This is a genomic window from Methylobacterium sp. BE186 (genome assembly GCF_031457035.1).
Classification (GTDB): Bacteria; Pseudomonadota; Alphaproteobacteria; order Rhizobiales; family Beijerinckiaceae; genus Methylobacterium; species Methylobacterium segetis.
In genome coordinates this window covers 27,613-46,966 of record NZ_JAVDVV010000037.1, presented here as the reverse complement: position 1 = coordinate 46,966, position 19,354 = coordinate 27,613, and the positions used below count along the sequence as shown (strand labels likewise).

Genomic DNA, 19,354 nt, shown 5'->3' with positions numbered 1-19,354 from the left:
CGCCGGTTGGCCGGCCGCGCCGGCCAGACTGTCCGTGGTGGAGCGGCCGACCGTGCACTAACTTCCAACCTGGGCCACCGCGTGGGGGCGGACCACATCGACCAGACGAGCCCAGAGTTGAAGGATCAGCGTGCTGCTCTTGTGCACGACGCCGACAAAGATCAGCTGCGCCCCGCGATCCTGGGCGACCTGGAGCAGGCATGCAGCTTGGTCGGTCGGGCAATCCTGACGGAGCCTCTCCGCGGGAAGGACCTCCGCGCGGTACAGGCCGGTACTGGTCAGATCGACGGCCAGCTCGTCCGTCAGGCGTGCCAGGCGCACTGCGTGTTGAGCAGATTGATCCGCGGGCTCACCCGAGGTGTCGAGCAACTTGAGGGGCAGCACTGCCACCGGCACCGGCGTGGTGCCTGCCGCGCGGACCGGTGTCCCGGCGAGCCATGCGAGTGCGCCTGCGACCACGCCGATCCGAAAGAAGCGCCGCACGGCGCCGCGTTCGATGTAGGTCAACATCGCCGTCTCCTCCCGAAGGAATCCAGCCGATCCGCGCCGGCCAGCGCGTCACGGTCTAGGCGACACATGCCGTCCGATCTTGCCATTCGGCGCCAAAGCGCCGAGCCTGCCGACAGGGAGACCTTTCATGCCGGCATACGGCCTGACCAGGGCGCGCACGATGGGGCCGATCGCCGACGCGGTCTCCGCGGCCGGCGGCTCGGTGAGCCGCGTCTTCGGCCGCGCCGGGATTCCGCTGACGCTCCTCGATACCCCCGACCAGCTGATCCTGCTGCGGGATCAACTCACGCTCGTCGAGGCTGCCATCCGCGAGATCGGCGATCCCGCCCTTCCGGCCCGGCTCTCGACCCGCACCGGCATCGTCGGTCTGGGCCCCATCGGCATTCAGGTGCAGTCTGCCGAGACCCTTGGAGCCGCCCTTGGACGCGTGGAGATCGTCACGCCCCTTCTCCTGCAGACCGCGACCCGGACCGGCGTTCGCTGCCGGGGCGCGGAAGCCTTCTACGGTTACGGCGTCGCCGAGCGGATCGAGAGCGGGCGTCAGGCCAACGAGATCCTGGCGCTGGGCTACCTGCTCGGTACGGTGCGCCATTTCCTCGGCGCGGTCTGGCGGCCGAAGCGCGCCGTCGTGACAGGGGCGTGGCTGCCGGCCCGCAGTGACATCGAGGCGCTGTTCGGATGCGAGGTCGCGCTGGGCCCGCGCGCAGGGCTCGTCTTCCCTGCCGCTCTTCTCGATACCGTCAACCCGCTCCCCCTTCATCCTGTCCACGAAGGGGGCATGAAAGACGCGCCGATCGGCGATCGGCTGGCGGATTGCGTCGCACACGTGATCGGCCTCGATCTCGACGAGGGCCGTCCATCAATCGGGCGGGTCGCCCTGCGCCTCGGCCTCTCGCGCCGAACCCTCCAGCGCCGCCTCGAGGAGGCTGGCACCTGCTACGCCGACATCCATCGCCGCATCATCCTGCGCCGTGCCTGTGAGCGGCTGGCAGAGCCGACGCCGAGCATCGGCCGCATCGCCGCGGACATCGGCTACGGGGATGCCGCGCACTTCACGCGCGCGTTCCTGGGATGGACGGGAGTGACGCCCAGCCAGTGGCGGCGGCACCACGTGCTGCGATCCTGACAGGGCGGAAGGCGGCCGGATTGAGCTTGAGACGGACGTCCGGTTATCGAGAACCATCCGGGCTCGCTCCTATGACCGACCAGAGTCGGTGGAGGCCTGTCTCCTCCTCCGGCAGACCTTCTCCGAAGCAGGCGTACCGCTTCCCTCCACCACCGGTCGCCCGGCTCGCCCATCAGCCTACCTGAGAGCAGACCTCCTCAGAGCCTGCTTCGTGTCACGAGTTCGCTTCTGGCATGTTTGGCTGAGCTCCCGAAGGCTGCGAGCGGCCGTGCCCATCGATCGCCTCATTGAACATGCGGATCGAACGGCATCATTCCCGACGACGTTCAGGTCAGGTCGGGCCGGGCGTAGATGCCCGGTTCGCCGTCGATGGCTGCGGGAAGGCCCAGCAGGGTAGCGATCTCGATCCCCTCGGTCCCAGCCAGCAGGTCGGCGAGCGTGTATCGGTCGAGTACGGCAAGAAAGGCTGCCAGAGCCTCGCCGAGAGCGCGCCGGAGCCGGCAGGGCGCCGTGATGGCGCAGGCGCCGCCGGCGAAACATTCGACCAGCGCGAGATCGTCCTCGGTCTGGCGCACCACCGTGCCGACGACGATCTCGGCCGGCGGCCTCGCGAGGCGAAGGCCGCCGCCGCGCCCCCGGATCGTCCGGATCAACCCCAGGCGTCCAAGCTGATGCACCACCTTGGTCAGGTGGTTCTCGGAGATGCCGTAGGCGCGCGCAATCTCCGCGATGGAGCTCTGCCGGGGCTCGTGAAGGCCGACATAGATCAGAGTGCGCAGGGCGTAGTCGGTGTAGCGGGTCAGGCGCATGGCGACTCCGGAGGAAACCATAAGGTATATTCGATTGGCATCTTTTCAAAGGTGACCTAAAAGGTGCACGCGATTTGCATCTTTGAGAGTTGCACATGCCGACCTCCCTGTCCGCCAACACCATGTCCGTCGTCAAAGCGACCGTGCCGGCACTCGAGGCGCACGGCCTCGCGATCACCCGGCGCATGTACGAGCGCTTGTTCCAGGATGCCGCGATCCGCGACCTCTTCAACCAATCGCACCATGGCGAGAGCGGCTCGCAGCCGAAGGCCCTCGCCCAGGCGGTGCTGGCCTATGCCCGCAACATCGACAACCTCGGCGTGCTCGCCGGCGCCGTCGAGCGCATCGCCCAGAAGCACGTCGCGCTCAACATCCTGCCCGAGCATTATGCTTCCGTGGCCGACGCGCTTCTCGGCGCGATCCGGGACGTGCTGGGCGAGGCGGCGACACCGGAGATCTGTGCTGCCTGGGGCGAGGCATACTGGTTTCTCGCCGAGTTGCTGATCGGGCGCGAGGCGACGATCTATCGCGACCTCGCCACGAAGCCCGGCGGCTGGAACGGGTGGCGCCCCTTCACCGTCGAGAGCGTCACACGAGAGAGCGAGACGATCCGGTCCTTCGTCCTCGTCCCGGCCGATGGCGGACCCGTCCTTCGCCACGAGCCGGGACAGTATCTCGGCCTCCTCCTCGACCTGCCGCAGCACGGCATCCTCAAGCGGAACTACTCGATCTCCTGCGCGCCGAACGATCGCGCCTACCGCATCACCGTCAAGCGGGAGGGAAAGGCGGATCAGGCCGCCGGCATCGTCTCGACCTGGCTGCACGAATGCGCTGCGCCCGGCACCGTGCTGAGCGTGGCTCCGCCGACCGGTGAGTTCTTCCTGGACCGAGAGACGCGCGATCCGGTGGTTCTGGTGAGCGGCGGGGTCGGGCTCACACCGATGATGAGCATGCTGGAGACCATCGCCGAGACCAGTCCGGACCGGCCCACCTGGTACGTCCACGGCGCGTTGAACGGGCGCGTGCACGCGTTGCGCGAGCATGCCCGCGCCATCGCGGCCAGCAACGGGAACCTGCGCCTGCAAACCTTCTACGCGGAGCCGGAGGCGGAGGACCGAGAGGGTGAGCATTATGACAAGTCAGGTCTGATCACGGCTGACTGGCTCGTGGCGCGGACCCCGCATCAGCGGGCGACCTACTACCTGTGTGGGCCGAAACCCTTCCTGCGCGCCCTCGTGAACGGCCTCCTGCGCGAGGGTGTACCCGCCGACCGCGTGCGGTTCGAGTTCTTCGGGCCGGCCGACGACCTCGTCGAGGTGCCGAAGCAGGCCGCCTGAGGCGAGTCCCGGCAGGGTGCTTGCCTATCCGCCGCTCCAGACGACCGAAGCGCAGATGATGGCAGGGCCGGCCCGCTCCGGTTCGACGGGAACGTCGCTGGGCTCCGCGCCGAGGCGGGTTATGATACCGGTCCCGCCCAATCCTGTGACGGGGACACTCCGCCGCCGGCGGAGCGGGATTCGGCCGCGATGCCCCCAGGGGGCAACCGCATCTCGCTCCGCGCGGCTCCCTGAACGCCGCTGGCGTCGAAGCGATCGATGTGTCGTTGTGTAGGCTCTCCGGCAAGGGTTGAGGGCGGCACGCCGTGGTGGACGAGAGCTTCGAGGCCGATCAGGCCGCGATCGATGCCATGATCGGGGATTTTCGCGGCCAGCGCTTTCTGAGCCCGCCGCCGGACCCCCGGCTCATCGACCCCACCCTCCTGCGCGCCCTGAGCGCCCGGTTGGCCGATCCTTACGCGTATCAGTGGCGTGCGACCCGGGCCAATGCGGACCTCGTCGACGCCCTCTACCACACCGTCACGCAGGCCAACGGATCGCGCTACGGCCTGGGCATCGAGAAGATCGCGCTGAACGACAAGGGTGAGAGCCCGCCGGTCTTCGTCGGCCGGAACGGTCATGCGCGCATGCTGGCTTCGGACGAGTTCAAGCTGCATTACTACGTGACGGCCTGCAGCATGAACGTGTGCGCGTTCATCAGCTCCTACGACGAGGCCGTCAGGCTGCTCGGCTCGCTGCTTCCGGGATGCGGCTTCCTCCTGCATTGCGCGGATGGCCGCGTCGCGGTTAGGCTGGAGAAGGAAGGCAGGGCCGGCCCCTGGGTCGAAGCGAGCCATGCCGCCCTGGCCCTGGTCCTGGCGGCCCTCGAACATCTGGAGCGCGCCCCGCACGAGGCCGCACACTGGCGGAGCATCTAGGAGGCGGGCCATGCGCCCGCCGCGACGGCGGAGAGGCCGCGTCTCACCCGCCTCGGATTGAAGCCGGAGCGGGACTTTGCCGCGCGCGAGACGTCGTCGCTCCCGAGGGACGCGGCTGTCCGCGAAGATGGGCCCGCCCATCATCGCGGTAGACCTTCGCCCACCGATCAGGCCGGACCGGAAGCTCCAGCGGCATCCCGAGCGATCGACTGCGCCGGATCGACCTCGTATCGCTGCCTCGCACGCCGGATCGCCCGGTGGCAGGGAAAGGCCCGACGCTCGCGTTCGGAATGCACGACCGTGGCTCGGATCTGCAGCAGATCCTTGCGCATAACGAGGCCGACAAGGGCGCCGCTTGCCGGATCGATCACCAGGATTCGGCCTTGGCCGGTGGTCATCATGATGTCCGGCGCCCGCGCGACCACATCGTCCGGATGCACGCGCGCCAGCGACGCGTCGGAGATCCTCTCCTCGATGCAATCTCTACCGTGACTTCTCGGTCTTCCACCGCAACGCGTCAGCGCGGAATACCATCCCCACAGGCCTGCGCATGCCATCGACGACGGGATACGCGTGATCCCGGCCGCCTGCGCTGGCCTGAATGGAGGCGGCGATCGACGCGCCGGCATCGAGGACATCGACGTCGCGGACCATGATGTCCGAGACGCGGGTCAGTTCGTGCGAGTCCACGCCGTACTCGCGCGTGATGTGCTGCCCGCGTCGCGCGATCTTCTCCGTCCGGATCGACCGCTTCAGGAGCAGCACCGTCACCGCATTGGCCGCGACGGACGCAGCCAGGAGCGGGGCCAGGATAAGGACGTCGCCGGTGAGTACCCAGCGAAAGAGAGGCGCGGATTGCTCCCTCAGCGTCGAGCCGTGCAGGCGGTTTGGAGACCTGACGCCACGCGATTGCGACCCGACCGGTATTCCACCGCGTTGAGGACGACGATGGCTCCGATCAGCAGACCCATCCCGACAATACCGGCCGAAAGCAGGCTCGCCTCCGTCAGCGCATAGCTCACGGACGCGCGCCCGAACCCTAAATTTTCAACGTAGAGATCGCATGCATCGCTACCATAAATACCGCGATGCAGCTCACAAACCGTAGCCGGATAGTGGCCCTCTTTGTAAAATATCATCATCTGTGCGGCGAGAACCGCAATCCAATAGGAGGCCAGCAGTAGCAGACCATTCTTGAGTATTTTATCCGATGAACTCGGTGACGATTTCGTCAGTCCGACAAGGACACGATCTTCCATCATCACACTCTCTTGCTGACTGCCAGCCCCGAGTATCTGAGTCGATCCCGCGAGGAACGTGCCTAGATGCTAAAGGCCGAGTTTTGCATGCAGAGAGCATGCCATGCCGTGTGTCCGTCTCCATGACTGCGAAGAGTCTGTTCCGATCGCGTGGCGTGCGTGTGCTGGCAGCGGGAACAGCCGGGACTGGGAGGCCGCTGGTACGAAGGCGCGTCAGGAGGAGCATTCCGCTCCGATGCCGCGGCAGCGCCTACCCACGAAACCGAACACCAATCTGCACGCTTTCGATGCGGTCGTGCGCGCGGCATGCACGATCGGACGGAAGGCGGCTGCTCGGATGGCTGCGTCCGAGTTGCCTCAGTTGCACGCAAGGGAGGCAATGACAGCCAGCTCAAGCGGCAAGCGCTGCTGCGTGTGATTGGTGAGCATCCGATGTCGGCCACAGAGCGCCTGTCGGTTAGGCATACTGCATACCAGATTTGCAAATCCGAGGTATCGGAGCTATAAGGTACATCGAGGTTGTATCTTTAAAAGGCGCCGATGCCCCAACCTGCGCATCCCGTAAGCCGGTGCTGAGGGTCGCCGCCGTAAAGGGCGCAAGCGGAGGATGCGGGAAGTCTCACTCGGCAAGCCGAGCGTCGGCTTTTCCCGCCCCTGTCGATCGATCAAGTCCCACTTCAGCCTGAGGCGCATTCTCGCATGATCGAGCCCGGTGGTCCCGCCCGATACAGTGAGCACGCCCGCGGCTTTCGCCTGTTCAGGCCGATTCTCGCCGGGGCAACGCTGAGGGAGCGCCTCGTCGCATGCTTGGGAGCCCTGGCCGGTATCACGCTCACCGGCCTGATCTGCGGCTGGTTCTTCGGACAGGGCCCGCACATTCCGCTCATCGTGGCGCCGATGGGAGCGTCGGCCGTCCTGCTGTTCGCCGTGCCGGCGAGCCCCCTGGCCCAACCTTGGCCCATCATCGGGGGCAACACGATCTCTGCCTTCATGGGCGTCCTCGCTGCCTATCTCATTCCGGATCCGGTCGTGGCGATCGGCGTCGGCGTCTCGCTGGCCATCGCCGCGATGTCGCTCACGCGCTCCCTGCACCCGCCAGGTGGGGCGGCCGCCTTGACGGCGCTGATCGGCGGCCCGGCCGTGACCTCCGCCGGGTTCCTGTTCCCCTTGTTTCCGGTCTGCATCAACTCGGTGATCTTGGTGGCGCTCGGGATTGCGTTCCATAAGGTCTCGCGCCGCAACTACCCGCACGTTCCCGTCAAGGCTCCGGTCAACACGCACGGAACGTCGGACCTGCCTGCACCGCTCCGCGTGGGCTTCAGGCCGGAAGATGTGGACGCGGCGCTGGTCGCGCTCGACGAGACCTTGGACATCGACCGCAGCGATCTCGACCGCCTCCTTCAGCAGGTCGAGCTCAACGCGCTGGTCCGGACCCAAGGCGACATCACCTGCGGCGAGGTCATGTCGCGGGATGTCGTGACCCTCGGGCTGGACAGCAGCACCGAACGGGCCCGGGAACTGCTGCTCGCGCACAACATCAGGACGCTGCCGGTGGTCGATGGGGACGGCCGGGTGATGGGCACGGTGGGATTGCGGGAACTTGCCCTTCGTACCTCCGGAAGCCTCGCGGAGGCGATCTCCGAAGCCAAGACGGCCGCCCTCAACGATCCCGCCGTCGGCTTGGTCCCGACGCTCACGGATGGCCGAACGCACGCGATCGTGGTCACGGCCGAGGACCGCACGGTCCTGGGGGTCATCACCCAGACGGACCTGCTCGCGACCCTGGCGCGCACCGCCTCGGCGAAAGCCTTCGACCCGCGTGCGGGATTGGCCGCGTAGCGAGGGCTAACCCCGCTTCAGCGCTGGCCGGCAAAGGCACGCATGGAGGTCGTGGACGCTCGGCGGCCGACCGGAGACGATCCGCTTGCCGGAGCGCATCAAACCCATGCGTTCCGCACCGCCACGGCGCATGCGGGCGGGTCCAACGACAGGATCTGACTGAATTTCTTTGCGGATCAGCGCTTTAGGCGGCTGATGGTGCCCAGGAAAGGATTGGCCACTTTCCAAACAAAACAGCGAAAAAACAAAGACTTAGCCCACCGGCTCGTGAACCTTTTGTACCACCACTTTGTACCGCCTGTCGAGCAGAGCCGCGTCGGCCCGTGCTCAATTCGGTTGGGACCTCGGCTCAGGTTCTGATCGGCTTACTGTCCCCCATTCGGAACGGTTTTTGCTGCCGCGACGCTCAGCTTCTGCCCACAGAGGCGGATTTCGGCGCGGCTAGCTTTATTGCCGCAATAGGATTATAGTCTTGACGCATCATGGTCGATCGGCGATGCTGAAACCGTCGGTTGCTGAACTGCCGAATGGCAGCGATGCCGGCCGACGCCGAACGCGGAGCATCCTCATGACTCAGCTCGCACAATTCAGGCGACACCAATCACGACCTCACACAAGCTGGTGCAAGCTCCGCTCCGCCCTCGTCGCAAAGGCCCCCACTCTGGGGGCCTTCGTCGTTTTAGGAGCCCTCTTATGACCTCACCACCCTGCCCTCCAGCCGCCGAAACACCCATCGTGCCGCAGCCTCCCAGTATGGTCCTGTTCGGACGTGACGCGGCCGGCAAGCTGCGCGCCGGCTGGTACGATGCAGGCCAAGCCCATGCCGCGACCGCGGCGGCCGGAACCAGCCAGCTGAGGCTGCTGGCCCTTGCGGACGAAGCGCAGCGCAGCCTCGCGGCGCAACTCGGCCGTGGGCGCTTGCTCGCCAGCGGCAAGGCATTCCTGCCCTTCGTCAAACGTGAGCTCTACAGTCGCCTTGTGGCACTCGCGGGCGACAGCACCGCACCTGGCCAGTCAGCCAAGGCGCCTCCTCGAGCATCGCAGAAGATCGAGTCGGTCGCGCTCGGCAATGCACGTGGGGCTCAATCAGCTGCCGAGCCAGCACCGCGGTCGCCTAGCTCCAGTCCGAGCAAGCCAGCCGCCGCTGCATCAGCGAGCAAGCCGCGGCCAGCTGATCGCAGCTTTGTCGGCAGCCCTCTGCCGCAGGATCGCGAGGAGATCGGTCTCGGCAGCTTCGTGCTGGCCATGGAAGCACCCGCCGAGGGCTGGTGGGAAGCCGAGGTGATCGGCATCAACGGCAGCGTGTTCTCCCTGCGCTGGCGGGACTACCCGACCGAGGCGACTATCCTGCGCAAGGCCGACGAGCTCGCCCTGCTGCCGCCCAGCCAAGCCTGAGCGCCCACAGCCTCGCTCGCCTGGGCTGGTGACTTGAGTTCGGCTCAGGCGAGTAGCCGATGCACGAGCGCACGAGCGCACGAGTCGTGCATGCCCCCTCCCCTCTCCTCCAGATCCTGAGATTCGTATGTCCGACATCCTTGATGTGGGCCGCATCGCTGCGCTCAACGACATCCTGCGCCGCACGCTCTGCGGCGGCACGCTGGTGCTCAGCGCCGGCATCGTCGCGCTCGGTCGCGAACGTCAGCAGGCGATCCTGGCCGCGGTCGCGGCCTTCGACGGCTTCGACCCCGACAACGACCCGTACGGCGAGCACGACTTCGGCGCGCTGGAAGCGGACGGCGAGCAGGTGTTCTTCAAGATCGACTACTTCGACCGCGCGCTGGCCTGCGCCTCGTCCGATCCGGCCGACAGCAGCGTCACGGCGCGCGTGCTCACCGTGCTGCTGAGCCACGAGTACTGAGCCAGCGCCCCTCCCCTGCCCCTCCCCAAGGTGCTGGCTCGCCGTGAGAAGACGCGCCGGCACGCTCACCTGAGAGCTGCTTCATCATGGACACGGATCGTCTGACCAAGCTGACCGCGTTGCGCCAGCGGGGCCTAATCACCGAGGCTGAGTACGAGGACCAGAAGCGCCGCTTGCTCAAGCCACGGCGGCCACGCACGCGCTGGACAGGCTGGTGGTGGAAGGTGCCGGCGCTGCTGTTCCTGGTGTGGCTGTTCTGGCCCCGCGCAGCGACGGGCTTTCCGCCTTGCACGGCGAGCGTGGCCCGTGAGTTGGTACGCCGAGCCATTGAGGAAGGGCCTGCCTCCCGCCTCACACGCATGAAGCTGCTGTCCCTCGATGAGATTGAGGAGGTGAGTTACGACGCAAAGGCGCCGGAACGGTACTGCACCGCAATAGCGACGCTGAATGCGGGCGAGCGCAGCATCACGTGGCGCTTGTACCAGCGCGGCGGCAATCTGCTTATCAACGTCAGCGGCTTGTAGGGGGAGCACCTGCTCGACAGGATCGCCAACTCGCTTCTCGAAAGCCGGCAGTGTGCCAATTGCTGAGGTTGGTTCACTGCCGAAAAGCGGACCTTCCCCTTTGCGCCCATTTCGGCCGTTCGGGAGCCCCGAGGCGCTCCTCTGAAGCGGACGTTCGCAGGCCGGGTGTTATGCAACTAACCGTCGTGTCGGCCGCACGCGGGCACAGAGCTACCGTTATCTTGCGCCGGCAAGTGACCGTCGGGTGATGATCCGGCTGAGGATGCGGCCGAGTTGGTCGGCCGAGTACGGCTTGTGCAGTAGCTCGAAGCCGTGCGCTCCGTCCTGAGCCAGGACGTGGCTGTAGCCCGAGGTCAGCAGCACCGGCATGTTCGGCATCGTTTGCTGAAGGATCCTGGCCAGCTCGATCCCGCCCATGCCCGGCATGACCACGTCGGAGAAGACCGCGTCGAACCCACCGCCGTCCGGATCGAGCTTCTCTAGGGCGTCCTCGGCGTTGGCCGCCCAGGTCGTCCGGTAGCCGAAATCCTCCAGGATCTGCGTGGCGAAGCGGCCAACCTCGACGTTGTCCTCCACGATCAGCACGCATTGGCCGTCGCCTGTTGGGAAGACTTCACCGTCGCGCCTGATCGCCTGTTCCTGACGCGCCTCGTCCTCAATTTCCGGCAGGTAGAGGGTGAAGGTGGTGCCTCGCCCGACCGTACTCTCGACCGCGACGTCACCGCCCGACTGCTTGGCGAAACCGAAGACCTGCGACAAGCCGAGACCAGTGCCCTTGCCGACATCCTTCGTCGTGAAGAAGGGCTCGAAGATCCGCACAACTTGCTCGGGAGCGATGCCGCTGCCGGTGTCGGTGAGCATTACGGCCACGAAGGGACCGGGCGCCCCCGCATGTCCCCGGATCGGCGGCAGGGCACCGGAGCAAACCAGTCGAAGCGTCAGCATGCCCTCGCCGTTCATGGCATCCCGAGCGTTGACCGCCATGTTCACGAGCGCGGTCTCGAACTGGCTGAGGTCGGCCTTCACGAAGCAGGGTGTGTCCGGCACTTGCGTGACGACGCGGATCCGGGCGCCGGTCACGCTGTCGAGCATGTCGGCCACCGCGCGCAGTTGTGTGCCGACCTCGAACACCTGGGGCTTGAGCGTCTGCCGTCGGGCAAAGGCCAAGAGCTGGCCTGTCAACTTGGCCGCACGCTCCACCGTGTCGGAGACCGCATCCATGTAGCGGGTGCGACGCTCCTCCGGCAGGTTCGGTCGGCGCAGGAAGTCGATGGACGAGCGGATGATGGTCAGCAGGTTGTTGAAGTCGTGCGCCACGCCCCCCGTGAGCTGGCCGACCGCCTCCAGCTTCTGCGATTGGCGCAGCGCCTCCTGAGCGTCCCGAAGCTCGGCCTCAGCCAGAAGCCGCGCACTGATGTCGTGCGCCTGATGGAAGGCTCCGATGATAGCGCCGGTCTCATCGCGCAGGGGCGTGTAAGTGATCTCCCAGCAAGGCTGCCCGAACTCGGGTCGGCCAAAGACAGCCTCGACAGTGTACGTTTCGCCCGCCAGCGCTCGGCTCATATTGGCGCGCATGACGGTAGCCTGTTCCGGGATGAACAGGTCTGGAAAGACGTCTCCGATCTTCGTGTAAAAGCCGTTGACGCGGCAGAATTCGTCGTTGTGGGCCTTGTTGAAGGCAATCAGACGGCATTCAGGATCGAAGGCACAGATCGGCGCCGCGTCCGATTGAACGATATTTTCGTAAAGCCGCAGCGCAGCGCTGCTCGATGCCACGCGTTGATTGGCATCAAGATGGAAGCCGATCAGGTCGGCGAACATCTTGAACATGCTGACCACTTCTGGCCGGTCGAGCTGCGCCGGCTTCGGATCGATGGCGCAGAGCGTGCCGAAGAAGGTGCCGTCCGGCAGCACGATCGGCATCGAGATGTAGCTCTGGAAGCCGTACATCGCGGGCGTCGGATGGCCGCAATAGGCCCGGTCCTCAGCCACATGGTTGATGACAACGGCCGTCCCGCTCTGGCGGATCTCGTGACAGATGGTGGTTGCGACCCTCAGCTCACCGCCGGGCTGGAGGCCGAAAGCGATATCGTCTCTGATCTGGCAGGCAACCCAACGGTCCTCGGTGACGCGAGCGACCGCGGCAAAGCCCATGCCGGTGGTGCGGCAGACAACATCCAGGATCGTCGGAACGGCCGTGATGCTCTCGATGGCGAGGATGTCGGCTTGGAAGTCGTGCGCCGCGGACGGGTCGCGCCCGAGGGTGCTCATCGCGCGGACGAGGGTTTCGTTGCCGTGGTGTAATCGCGCAGCACGGCCTGATCGCGCTCCATCAGCAGGCGCAGACCGGCGCGGACAACCTCGCTGGCATTCGAGTAGTGGCCAGTGGCGACCTGTTTGCGGATGTAGCCTTGCAGTTCGGTGGTCAAGGAGATGTTGCGGGTCGGCGTGCTGGACATACCCGAACCCTGGCATGCCGCAGCTGGACCGTCAAAGATTGCCAACCCTGGAGTTTCGCCATGAGCGGCCGTTCGAGTAGCGCTTGCGACAACGGCTCGATCCGACCAGGCCGGCGGTGACGCTGCTGCATCTCATCCACCAGGCAGGTGCGGACTAACTCGCCGCCAAGAGCTTCGACTACCCGCTGTCGCCGATCCGTTACCGTAGAGCGGGAGGTAGGAAGGATGCCGTCGATGGCTTGAAGCGCTTGTCTGGCCGCGGGACCGACCGTCGTCGGTTCACCTACGTCGCAGCCTAACGACCTGAGATGTCGGATCCCGCATCCCTCGGGCGGCCAGGGGATGACGTAGCCTCGGGGCCCGAGCCACGCCCCGACTTACTTGGACGACCCGAGCATGGCGCGGAGAGGCGGCGCGCCGGCGATAGCTGAGGAACAAGGAGCAATCCTTAAAGCCAAGCGTTGAGGTGGCGACTTGGAAAGGCTTGGCGCAACAGTACCATGGCAGAACACGGCTCCCGCCCCGACGCACCGAGCGGCGCTCACGGGCGCATATCCACCGGCATCCCCGGCCTCAACGAGGTCCTAGGCGGTGGCCTCACGCCGGACCGGCTCTACCTGCTGGAGGGCACGCCCGGCACCGGGAAGACCACTCTGTCTCTTCAATTCCTGCTCGAAGGCGCCGCTCGCGGCGAACGCGGCCTCTACGTCACCCTCTCCGAAACGGAGGATGAGCTGCGGGCCGCGGCTGCCTCGCACGGCTGGTCGCTCGCCGACATCGAGATTTACGAACTCGTCAATGAGCTCGGCCTGGATCCCGACAGCGAGCAGTCGATCCTGCACCCATCCGAGATCGAGCTTGGTGAGACCGTCAAGGACGTCATCGCTCGCGTCGACGACTTGGAGCCGGCCCGCGTCGTGTTCGACAGCCTGTCCGAGCTTCGCCTGCTGGCCCAAAACCCGCTGCGCTACCGTCGCCAGATCCTGGCCCTGAAGCAATTCTTCGCCAAGCGTGCCTGCACCGTGCTGATGCTCGACGACCGGACCTCAGAGACCGGCGACGTGCAGCTCCACAGCATCGCCCATGGGGTGATCTCGCTGGAGCAGGCACCCCGCGAGTTCGGCTCAGAGCGCCGTCGGTTGCAGATCATCAAGATGCGCGGCATCAAGTTCCGGGGCGGCTACCATGACTTCGTGCTGGAAACCGGCGGCATCCGTGTGTTCCCCCGCCTGATCGCGGCCGAGCACCACGCGACCTTCGATCCAACGGGCAAGTCCACCGGCTCACACGAGCTCGACCTGCTGCTCGGCGGCGGCCTGGTGCCGGGCACCAACACCCTGCTCCTTGGCCCCTCAGGTGTCGGAAAGACCACGACCACGGTCGGGTGCATGCTGGCTGCCTTGGAACGCGGGGAAACGGCGACCTACTTCCTGTTCGACGAGGGGCTCGCCACCATGCTCACGCGTTCCGCGATGCTCGGCATGGATCTGGCCCCGCACATCGAGGCGGGCCGGCTGACCATCACCCAAATTGACCCGGCGGAACTCGCTCCAGGTGAGTTCGCCACCCACGTTCGGCAAGCCGTTGAGGAGCGCCGCTCGACGTTCGTTGCCATCGACAGCCTCAATGCCTACCTGCACGCCATGCCGGGCGAGGAGTTCCTCATCCTGCAGATGCACGAGCTCCTGAACTACCTGAACCAGCAAGGCGTCACGACGCTGCTGGTCCTGGGCCAGCACGGCGTCATTGGGGACGTGCGCACCGACATCGACCTCAGCTACCTGAGCGACGGCATCCTCCTCTTCCGGTTCTTCGAGGCCAAGGGCGAGGTACGCACGGCGGTCTCGGTAGTGAAGAACCGGGTCAACCCGCATGAGCGCACGATCCGCGAGTTGAAGTTCTCGGCCCAGGGGCTGCGGGTCGGCGAGGCCCTGGATGATTTCGAGGGAGTGCTCACGGGTCTTCCATCCTATCACGGGAAGGTCGCGATGTTGCCAGGCGGCGCCCGGCCAGGCGGAGCGGCCTGATGCACCGACCCGCGGACCACGAGGGGCGCGTCCTTGTCCTGGCGCCCCGCGGACGCGATGCATGCGTAGTCGAGCAGGTGCTCAATCGCACTGGCACCCCGACCGCGACCTGCGCCGACGTGGCGGATTGGGTGACGTGCCTGCGAGCGGGAGCCGGTACCGCGCTGGTCACCGAGGAAGCGCTCGCCGAGGCGGACACGCGTTCTTTGTTCGCCTGGCTTGACGAGCAGCCCGCCTGGTCCGACTTCCCGTTCATCGTCCTGGCGACACGGCAGACAGGCCGCCGGTCGGAGCGCGCTGCCGGCATCCTGGCACGGCTCGGAAACGTCATCCTACTGGAGCGTCCGATCAACGCAGAGACGCTGACCAGCGCCGCCGCGTCGGCGCTACGGGCGCGCCGACGCCAGTACCAGGCGCGCAGCCTCCTGGCCGAGCGTGAACGCACGCAGGAGCACCTGCGCCTCCTCAACGAGGGTCTCGAACGGCGGGTCGCCGAGCGGACCCGCGAGGTCGAGGCCGCTCGCGAGACCCTGGCCTTCGCCCTTGATGCGGCCGGCATGGCCTCATGGGACCTCGATCTCGCGAACGCAACCTCCCGCCACTCCCCTCGCTTCGACGCCATATTAGGCTACGCCGAGCCGATACCATCGTGGACCCGCGATGCCTTTCTCGCTCACGTGGTCGAGGAGGACCGTCCTGCGGTCAAGAAGGCTTTCTCGGCCGTTCGGGAAACCGGTGGGATCGACCTGGAATGCCGGATCACACGGCGGGACGGCGCCGTGCGCTGGGTCGCTGCGAAAGGGCAGGTCAAGTACGACGCGTCGGGCGCTCCGGCACGCATCGCTGGGATCCTGATGGACCGAACCGAGCAGCAAGTCACGGAAGAGGCGCTACGTCAGGCCCAGAAGATGGAGGCCATCGGGCAGCTCACCGGCGGTGTCGCCCATGACTTCAACAATCTCCTCACCGTGATCGTCGGCGGCTTGGACATGATGCTGCGCCGCCCCGAGCAGATCGACCGCGTCAAGCGCCTGGCCGAGGCGGCCATGGGCGCCGCGCGGCGCGGCGAGCAGCTCACGCAGCAGCTTCTCGCCTTCTCGCGCCGGCAGATGCTGCGACCACAGACGCTCAACCCGAACCGCCTGCTGCTAGACTTCAAGCCTCTTGCCGAGCGGGCGGCAACGGGCGCCGTCGAGCTCAGCTTCGATCTCGACCCAGCCCTCGACCCCATTCGCATCGACCCGGCGCAGTTCGAGGCGGCGGTGCTGAACCTGATCGTGAATGCACGCGATGCCCTGGAAGGCAACGCAGGGCATGCACGCATTGCGGTGACGAGCCGCAACGTTCATCTCGGAACGGCTGCGGTCGCCGACAGGGGCGTGCCTCCGGGACCCTACGTGGTCGTGTCCGTGACCGACACCGGTAGCGGCATTCCACCCGACAAGCTTCAGCGTGTGTTCGAGCCGTTCTTCACCACCAAGGAGGTCGGCAAGGGAACTGGGCTCGGTCTCAGCCAGGTCTACGGCTTCACGCGCAGCGCCAAGGGCTTTGCCCAGATCGAGTCCGAGGTCGGCTCGGGCACGACGGTCAGCCTGTACTTTCCGCGTTCGACCGATCCGGCCGGCGAGGAGACGGGCGCCGGTTCGGCGAGTTCGATCCCGCTGCGCCGCGCCGGCGAGGGCGAGACGGTTCTGCTGGTCGAGGACGACGAGCAGGTGCTCGGGATGGCTGTCGAGAGCCTGGAGGAGTTGCGCTACCGGGTCATCGTCGCTCGCAACGCCGCCGAGGCACTGGAGCATCTCAAGGGCGTGGAGCGCATCGACATCCTGTTCTCCGACGTAGTGATGCCTGGCGGCATGAACGGGTCGCAGTTGGCGGTCGAGGCACAGAAGCTTCGGCCCGGCATGAAGGTCCTGCTCACGTCAGGGTATGTGGCGAACCTCGATGAAGGTCAGGTCATCGGCCACGGCGAGATGCCAGTCCTGAACAAGCCCTACCGCCGCGACGAGCTCGCCCGCTCGCTGCGCGTGGTGCTGGGGGGAGAAGGACGTTGACCCTTCACCGAGGGCGCCAACGACTGGCGTGAGCGGGGGCGGCAACGGCGCACATATGACTCTGAGGCCGGCGTGTTGTGGCTGCCTACCTGCATGAGCTCCGCTTGCTGTCGGTAGTCGGACCTTCAATTTCGGCAAACCCGAGGCCCAGACCGGGCCTTACCGGATCTTGCTGATGCGTCCTTGCGAGGTCAGCTCCGTCACGGCCATGCTTAAACGTCGCAGGTCCGGGTCCGCGGACGGCCCGTAGCCCGTGGCCTGTGACAACTTGAGGGGGGCGATCCGCGATCGTCGCCCTATGTCGCCTATGAGCGTGGCGGCTCGACTGTTATCGCTGAGGCCGAGTTCCGGCGGTCGTCGCCCAAGGGGAAGCCCGATTTGATCCAGCCGAGTGACGCGGCCCCGCGCCTCGACCTATCAGCCTGCGACCGCGAGCCCATCCACATCGTGGGCAGCGTCCAGCCGCACGGCTTCCTGCTCGCCCTCGACGCCCGGACCCTCGTCGTCGCCCAGGCCAGCGCCAACGCACCGGCAGCCGCGCCCGTCGGCACCGGCCTGGAGGAAGCCTACCCGGAGCTCGCCGCACTCGTGCGCCGCTACCTCGACGAGGCCGCGGACCACGACGGCGCCCTATACCTGCGGACCGTCACGCACGGCTCCGGCTCCACCCGCCAAGCCTACGAGGTCGCGGCGCACCGGGTCGACGACCTCGTCGTGCTGGAACTGGAGGAGATCGAGGACGACCGGGGCGAATCCGGCCTCGACGCCCTCACGCCGCGGCTGCGCGCCTTCGTGCAGCGGCTGCACGCGGCACGGAGTGTCGAAGACCTCTGCCAGCTCCTCGCCGAGGACATCCGCCACATCACCGGCTTCGACCGGGCGCTGGTTTACCGGTTCGACCGGGACTGGCACGGCACCGTGCTCGCCGAGGACGGCAACGGCGTGCTGCCCTCCTACCTCGACCTGCGCTTTCCCGCCTCCGACATCCCGGCCCAGGCGCGCGAGCTCTACCGGCGCAACCGCCTGCGCATCATCCCGGACGCCGGTTACGTCCCAGTCCCGATCCGGCCGGCCGCGACCCCGGCCGGCAAGCCGCTCGACCTCAGCCAGTCGGTCCTGCGGTCAGTCTCGCCGGTCCATGTCGAGTACATGCGCAACATGGGCACGATGGCGTCCATGTCCGTGTCGATTCTCGTGGACGGCGCTCTCTGGGGCCTCGTCTCCTGCCACAACGAGGCTCCTAAGCGCGTGCCGCTCCAGGCCCGCAACGCCTGCGACGTTCTCACCCAGATCTTCGCCCTGCAGCTCTCCGCGAAGGTCCGCGGCGAGCAGGCCGAGCAGCGGCTTGCGCTTGGGGCCGTGCAGGCCCGCCTCCTCGGCTTCATGGCTGAGGAGGACAGCTTCGTGGACGGGCTGCTGAAGCACCCCGACGATGTCCTGGCGCTCGTGAACGCCGCGGGTGCGGCGGTGGTCACGGCCGACCGCTGCCGCCTGCTCGGCGCGACGCCGTCGGAGCGCGAGGTGCGCACCCTCTACGACTGGCTCTCGGCTCAGGGCGACGGCGACGAGGTGTTCGCCTCCGAGGCGCTCGCCGAGGCCTTCCCGAAGGCGGAAGCCTTCGCCGACCGGGCCAGCGGCCTGCTCGCGATCTCGGTCTCGAAGAAGTACGCGAGCTACATCCTCTGGTTCAGGCCGGAGGTGGTGCGCACGGTGAAGTGGGGTGGAAACCCGGTCAAGCCTGCCCAGCTCGACCCGGAGGGGGGCCCCGACCGGCTGCACCCGCGCAAGTCCTTCGAGATTTGGAAGGAGACGGTGAAAGGCCGCTCACTGCCCTGGTCCGTCCCGGAGGTCGAGGCGGCCAAGGACCTGCGCGCCTCAGTTCTCGGCATCGTGCTACGCCGAGCCGAGGAACTCGCGGCGATGAGCGAGGAGCTGCAGCGTTCGAACAAGGAGCTGGAGGCGTTCTCCTACTCGGTCAGCCACGACCTGCGGGCGCCGTTCCGACACATCGTCGGCTACTCGAACCTCCTGAAGAACCGCGAGGGGGCGAACCTCTCCGACAAGGGCCGGCACTACGTCGAGACGATCATCGAGGCGGCCTTCTCGGCCGGCACCCTCGTCGACAACCTCCTCACCTTCTCGCAGATGGGGCGGCACTCCCTGAACAAGGTCACCGGCGAGATGGGCGCCTTGGTCGAGGAGGTCCGGCGCAAGGTTGTCCGGGAGGTGACGCCGGATCGGGTCGTCCGATGGGAGATCGAGCCGCTCGGTCGCATCCACGCCGACCCGGCGATGCTGCGCCTCGTAATCGAGAACCTGCTCTCGAACGCCGTGAAGTACACCCGCGGCCGTGCGGATGCCGTCATCACGGTCGGCAGGTTGCCCGCCGAGGGCGGCGAGGCGGTGTTCTTCGTCCGCGACAACGGCGTCGGCTTCGACATGGCCTATGTCGACAAGCTGTTCGGGGTGTTCCAGCGCCTGCATCGGGTCGAGGAGTTCGAGGGCACCGGCATCGGCCTCGCCAACGTCCGCCGCATCGTCGAGCGCCACGGTGGGCGGACCTGGGCCGTGGGCCACCTGGGTCGAGGCGCGACCTTCTTCTTCACGCTACCGGTTCGAGAGGAGGCGCATTGAC

At 66.7% G+C, this 19,354-nt stretch carries 17 protein-coding genes; 10 read left to right on the top strand and 7 right to left on the bottom strand.

All coding sequences use genetic code 11. The annotated features are described in order from the left end of the window. Positions 1–57 precede the first annotated feature (57 nt). Positions 58–510: a DUF2380 domain-containing protein gene (locus tag J2X36_RS24915; protein WP_310354679.1), complete on the bottom strand. Its 453-nt coding sequence runs from the start codon at positions 508–510 to the stop codon at positions 58–60. A 127-nt stretch (positions 511–637) separates the two neighbouring features. On the opposite strand from J2X36_RS24915, the gene J2X36_RS24910 reads away from it, so the two are divergent. Continuing rightward, a complete protein-coding gene (locus J2X36_RS24910; protein ID WP_310354677.1) occupies positions 638–1,636 on the top strand; it encodes an AraC family transcriptional regulator in 999 nt (332 codons plus the stop codon). 326 nt (positions 1,637–1,962) lie between these two features. Here the strand turns inward: J2X36_RS24910 and J2X36_RS24905 are convergent, their stop codons facing one another. Then, positions 1,963–2,445: an Rrf2 family transcriptional regulator gene (locus J2X36_RS24905; RefSeq protein WP_310354675.1), complete on the bottom strand. Its 483-nt coding sequence runs from the start codon at positions 2,443–2,445 to the stop codon at positions 1,963–1,965. Between the two features lie 95 nt (positions 2,446–2,540). On the opposite strand from J2X36_RS24905, the gene hmpA reads away from it, so the two are divergent. Further along, on the top strand, positions 2,541–3,782 hold the full coding sequence (gene hmpA / locus J2X36_RS24900; protein WP_310354673.1) for an NO-inducible flavohemoprotein: 1,242 nt from the start codon (positions 2,541–2,543) through the stop codon (positions 3,780–3,782). Positions 3,783–4,087: 305 nt separating this feature from the next. Further along, complete coding sequence (locus J2X36_RS24895) at positions 4,088–4,699, top strand: hypothetical protein (RefSeq protein ID WP_310354672.1); 612 nt, start codon at positions 4,088–4,090, stop codon at positions 4,697–4,699. Positions 4,700–4,866: 167 nt separating this feature from the next. Here the strand turns inward: J2X36_RS24895 and J2X36_RS24890 are convergent, their stop codons facing one another. The 3 genes from J2X36_RS24890 to J2X36_RS24880 form a co-directional block, all read right to left on the bottom strand. Continuing rightward, positions 4,867–5,100: a hypothetical protein gene (locus J2X36_RS24890; protein ID WP_310354670.1), complete on the bottom strand. Its 234-nt coding sequence runs from the start codon at positions 5,098–5,100 to the stop codon at positions 4,867–4,869. A gap of 82 nt (positions 5,101–5,182) precedes the next feature. Continuing rightward, positions 5,183–5,470 carry a CBS domain-containing protein gene (locus J2X36_RS24885; RefSeq protein ID WP_310354668.1) on the bottom strand — a complete coding sequence of 96 codons (288 nt, stop codon included), beginning with the start codon at positions 5,468–5,470 and terminating at the stop codon, positions 5,183–5,185. A gap of 92 nt (positions 5,471–5,562) precedes the next feature. Then, positions 5,563–5,961, bottom strand: a complete 399-nt coding sequence (locus J2X36_RS24880; RefSeq protein ID WP_132251774.1) for a hypothetical protein — start codon at positions 5,959–5,961, stop codon at positions 5,563–5,565. Positions 5,962–6,657: 696 nt separating this feature from the next. On the opposite strand from J2X36_RS24880, the gene J2X36_RS24875 reads away from it, so the two are divergent. The 4 genes from J2X36_RS24875 (at position 6,658) to J2X36_RS24860 (ending at position 10,179) form a co-directional block, all read left to right on the top strand. Continuing rightward, positions 6,658–7,797 (top strand): HPP family protein, encoded by a 1,140-nt coding sequence (locus J2X36_RS24875; RefSeq protein ID WP_310354666.1) that lies wholly within the window; start codon positions 6,658–6,660, stop codon positions 7,795–7,797. A gap of 753 nt (positions 7,798–8,550) precedes the next feature. Then, complete coding sequence (locus J2X36_RS24870; RefSeq protein WP_310354664.1) at positions 8,551–9,192, top strand: hypothetical protein; 642 nt, start codon at positions 8,551–8,553, stop codon at positions 9,190–9,192. A 127-nt stretch (positions 9,193–9,319) separates the two neighbouring features. Further along, entirely contained in the window at positions 9,320–9,655 is a 336-nt protein-coding gene (locus J2X36_RS24865) for a DUF3768 domain-containing protein (RefSeq protein WP_310354662.1), read from the top strand. 86 nt (positions 9,656–9,741) lie between these two features. Then, positions 9,742–10,179: an SHOCT domain-containing protein gene (locus J2X36_RS24860; protein ID WP_310354660.1), complete on the top strand. Its 438-nt coding sequence runs from the start codon at positions 9,742–9,744 to the stop codon at positions 10,177–10,179. Positions 10,180–10,395: 216 nt separating this feature from the next. Here J2X36_RS24860 and J2X36_RS24855 read toward each other — a convergent pair whose 3' ends face one another. Together J2X36_RS24855 and J2X36_RS24850 are read right to left on the bottom strand one after the other, a co-directional pair. Then, on the bottom strand, positions 10,396–12,450 hold the full coding sequence (locus J2X36_RS24855; RefSeq protein WP_310354658.1) for an ATP-binding protein: 2,055 nt from the start codon (positions 12,448–12,450) through the stop codon (positions 10,396–10,398). Beyond that, on the bottom strand, positions 12,447–12,638 hold the full coding sequence (locus tag J2X36_RS24850) for a type II toxin-antitoxin system ParD family antitoxin (protein WP_310354656.1): 192 nt from the start codon (positions 12,636–12,638) through the stop codon (positions 12,447–12,449). The genes J2X36_RS24855 and J2X36_RS24850 overlap by 4 nt, the downstream gene beginning before the upstream one ends. Before the next feature lie 500 nt (positions 12,639–13,138). Between J2X36_RS24850 and J2X36_RS24845 the strand changes: the two genes are divergently transcribed. From J2X36_RS24845 to J2X36_RS24835, 3 genes are all read left to right on the top strand, one after another. Next, positions 13,139–14,665 (top strand): ATPase domain-containing protein, encoded by a 1,527-nt coding sequence (locus J2X36_RS24845; RefSeq protein WP_310354654.1) that lies wholly within the window; start codon positions 13,139–13,141, stop codon positions 14,663–14,665. Continuing rightward, a complete protein-coding gene (locus J2X36_RS24840; protein ID WP_310354653.1) occupies positions 14,665–16,719 on the top strand; it encodes an ATP-binding protein in 2,055 nt (684 codons plus the stop codon). Before J2X36_RS24845 ends, J2X36_RS24840 begins: the two co-directional genes overlap by 1 nt. A 381-nt stretch (positions 16,720–17,100) precedes the next feature. Beyond that, positions 17,101–19,353, top strand: coding sequence for an ATP-binding protein (locus J2X36_RS24835; protein WP_405029855.1), 2,253 nt, complete (start codon positions 17,101–17,103; stop codon positions 19,351–19,353). Position 19,354 lies beyond the last annotated feature (1 nt).

Bases quoted from the DNA above. Each gene is read 5' to 3' on its own strand.
- J2X36_RS24875 (WP_310354666.1), top strand. From the start codon at position 6,658: ATGATCGAGCCCGGTGGTCCCGCCCGATACAGTGAGCACGCCCGCGGC.
- J2X36_RS24845 (WP_310354654.1), top strand. From the start codon at position 13,139: ATGGCAGAACACGGCTCCCGCCCCGACGCACCGAGCGGCGCTCACGGG.
- J2X36_RS24855 (WP_310354658.1), bottom strand. From the start codon at position 12,450: ATGAGCACCCTCGGGCGCGACCCGTCCGCGGCGCACGACTTCCAAGCC.
- J2X36_RS24850 (WP_310354656.1), bottom strand. From the start codon at position 12,638: ATGTCCAGCACGCCGACCCGCAACATCTCCTTGACCACCGAACTGCAA.
- J2X36_RS24870 (WP_310354664.1), top strand. From the start codon at position 8,551: ATGGTCCTGTTCGGACGTGACGCGGCCGGCAAGCTGCGCGCCGGCTGG.
- J2X36_RS24860 (WP_310354660.1), top strand. From the start codon at position 9,742: ATGGACACGGATCGTCTGACCAAGCTGACCGCGTTGCGCCAGCGGGGC.
- J2X36_RS24880 (WP_132251774.1), bottom strand. From the start codon at position 5,961: ATGATGGAAGATCGTGTCCTTGTCGGACTGACGAAATCGTCACCGAGT.
- J2X36_RS24840 (WP_310354653.1), top strand. From the start codon at position 14,665: ATGCACCGACCCGCGGACCACGAGGGGCGCGTCCTTGTCCTGGCGCCC.
- hmpA (WP_310354673.1), top strand. From the start codon at position 2,541: ATGCCGACCTCCCTGTCCGCCAACACCATGTCCGTCGTCAAAGCGACC.
- J2X36_RS24915 (WP_310354679.1), bottom strand. From the start codon at position 510: ATGTTGACCTACATCGAACGCGGCGCCGTGCGGCGCTTCTTTCGGATC.
- J2X36_RS24865 (WP_310354662.1), top strand. From the start codon at position 9,320: ATGTCCGACATCCTTGATGTGGGCCGCATCGCTGCGCTCAACGACATC.
- J2X36_RS24910 (WP_310354677.1), top strand. From the start codon at position 638: ATGCCGGCATACGGCCTGACCAGGGCGCGCACGATGGGGCCGATCGCC.
- J2X36_RS24890 (WP_310354670.1), bottom strand. From the start codon at position 5,100: ATGATGACCACCGGCCAAGGCCGAATCCTGGTGATCGATCCGGCAAGC.
- J2X36_RS24905 (WP_310354675.1), bottom strand. From the start codon at position 2,445: ATGCGCCTGACCCGCTACACCGACTACGCCCTGCGCACTCTGATCTAT.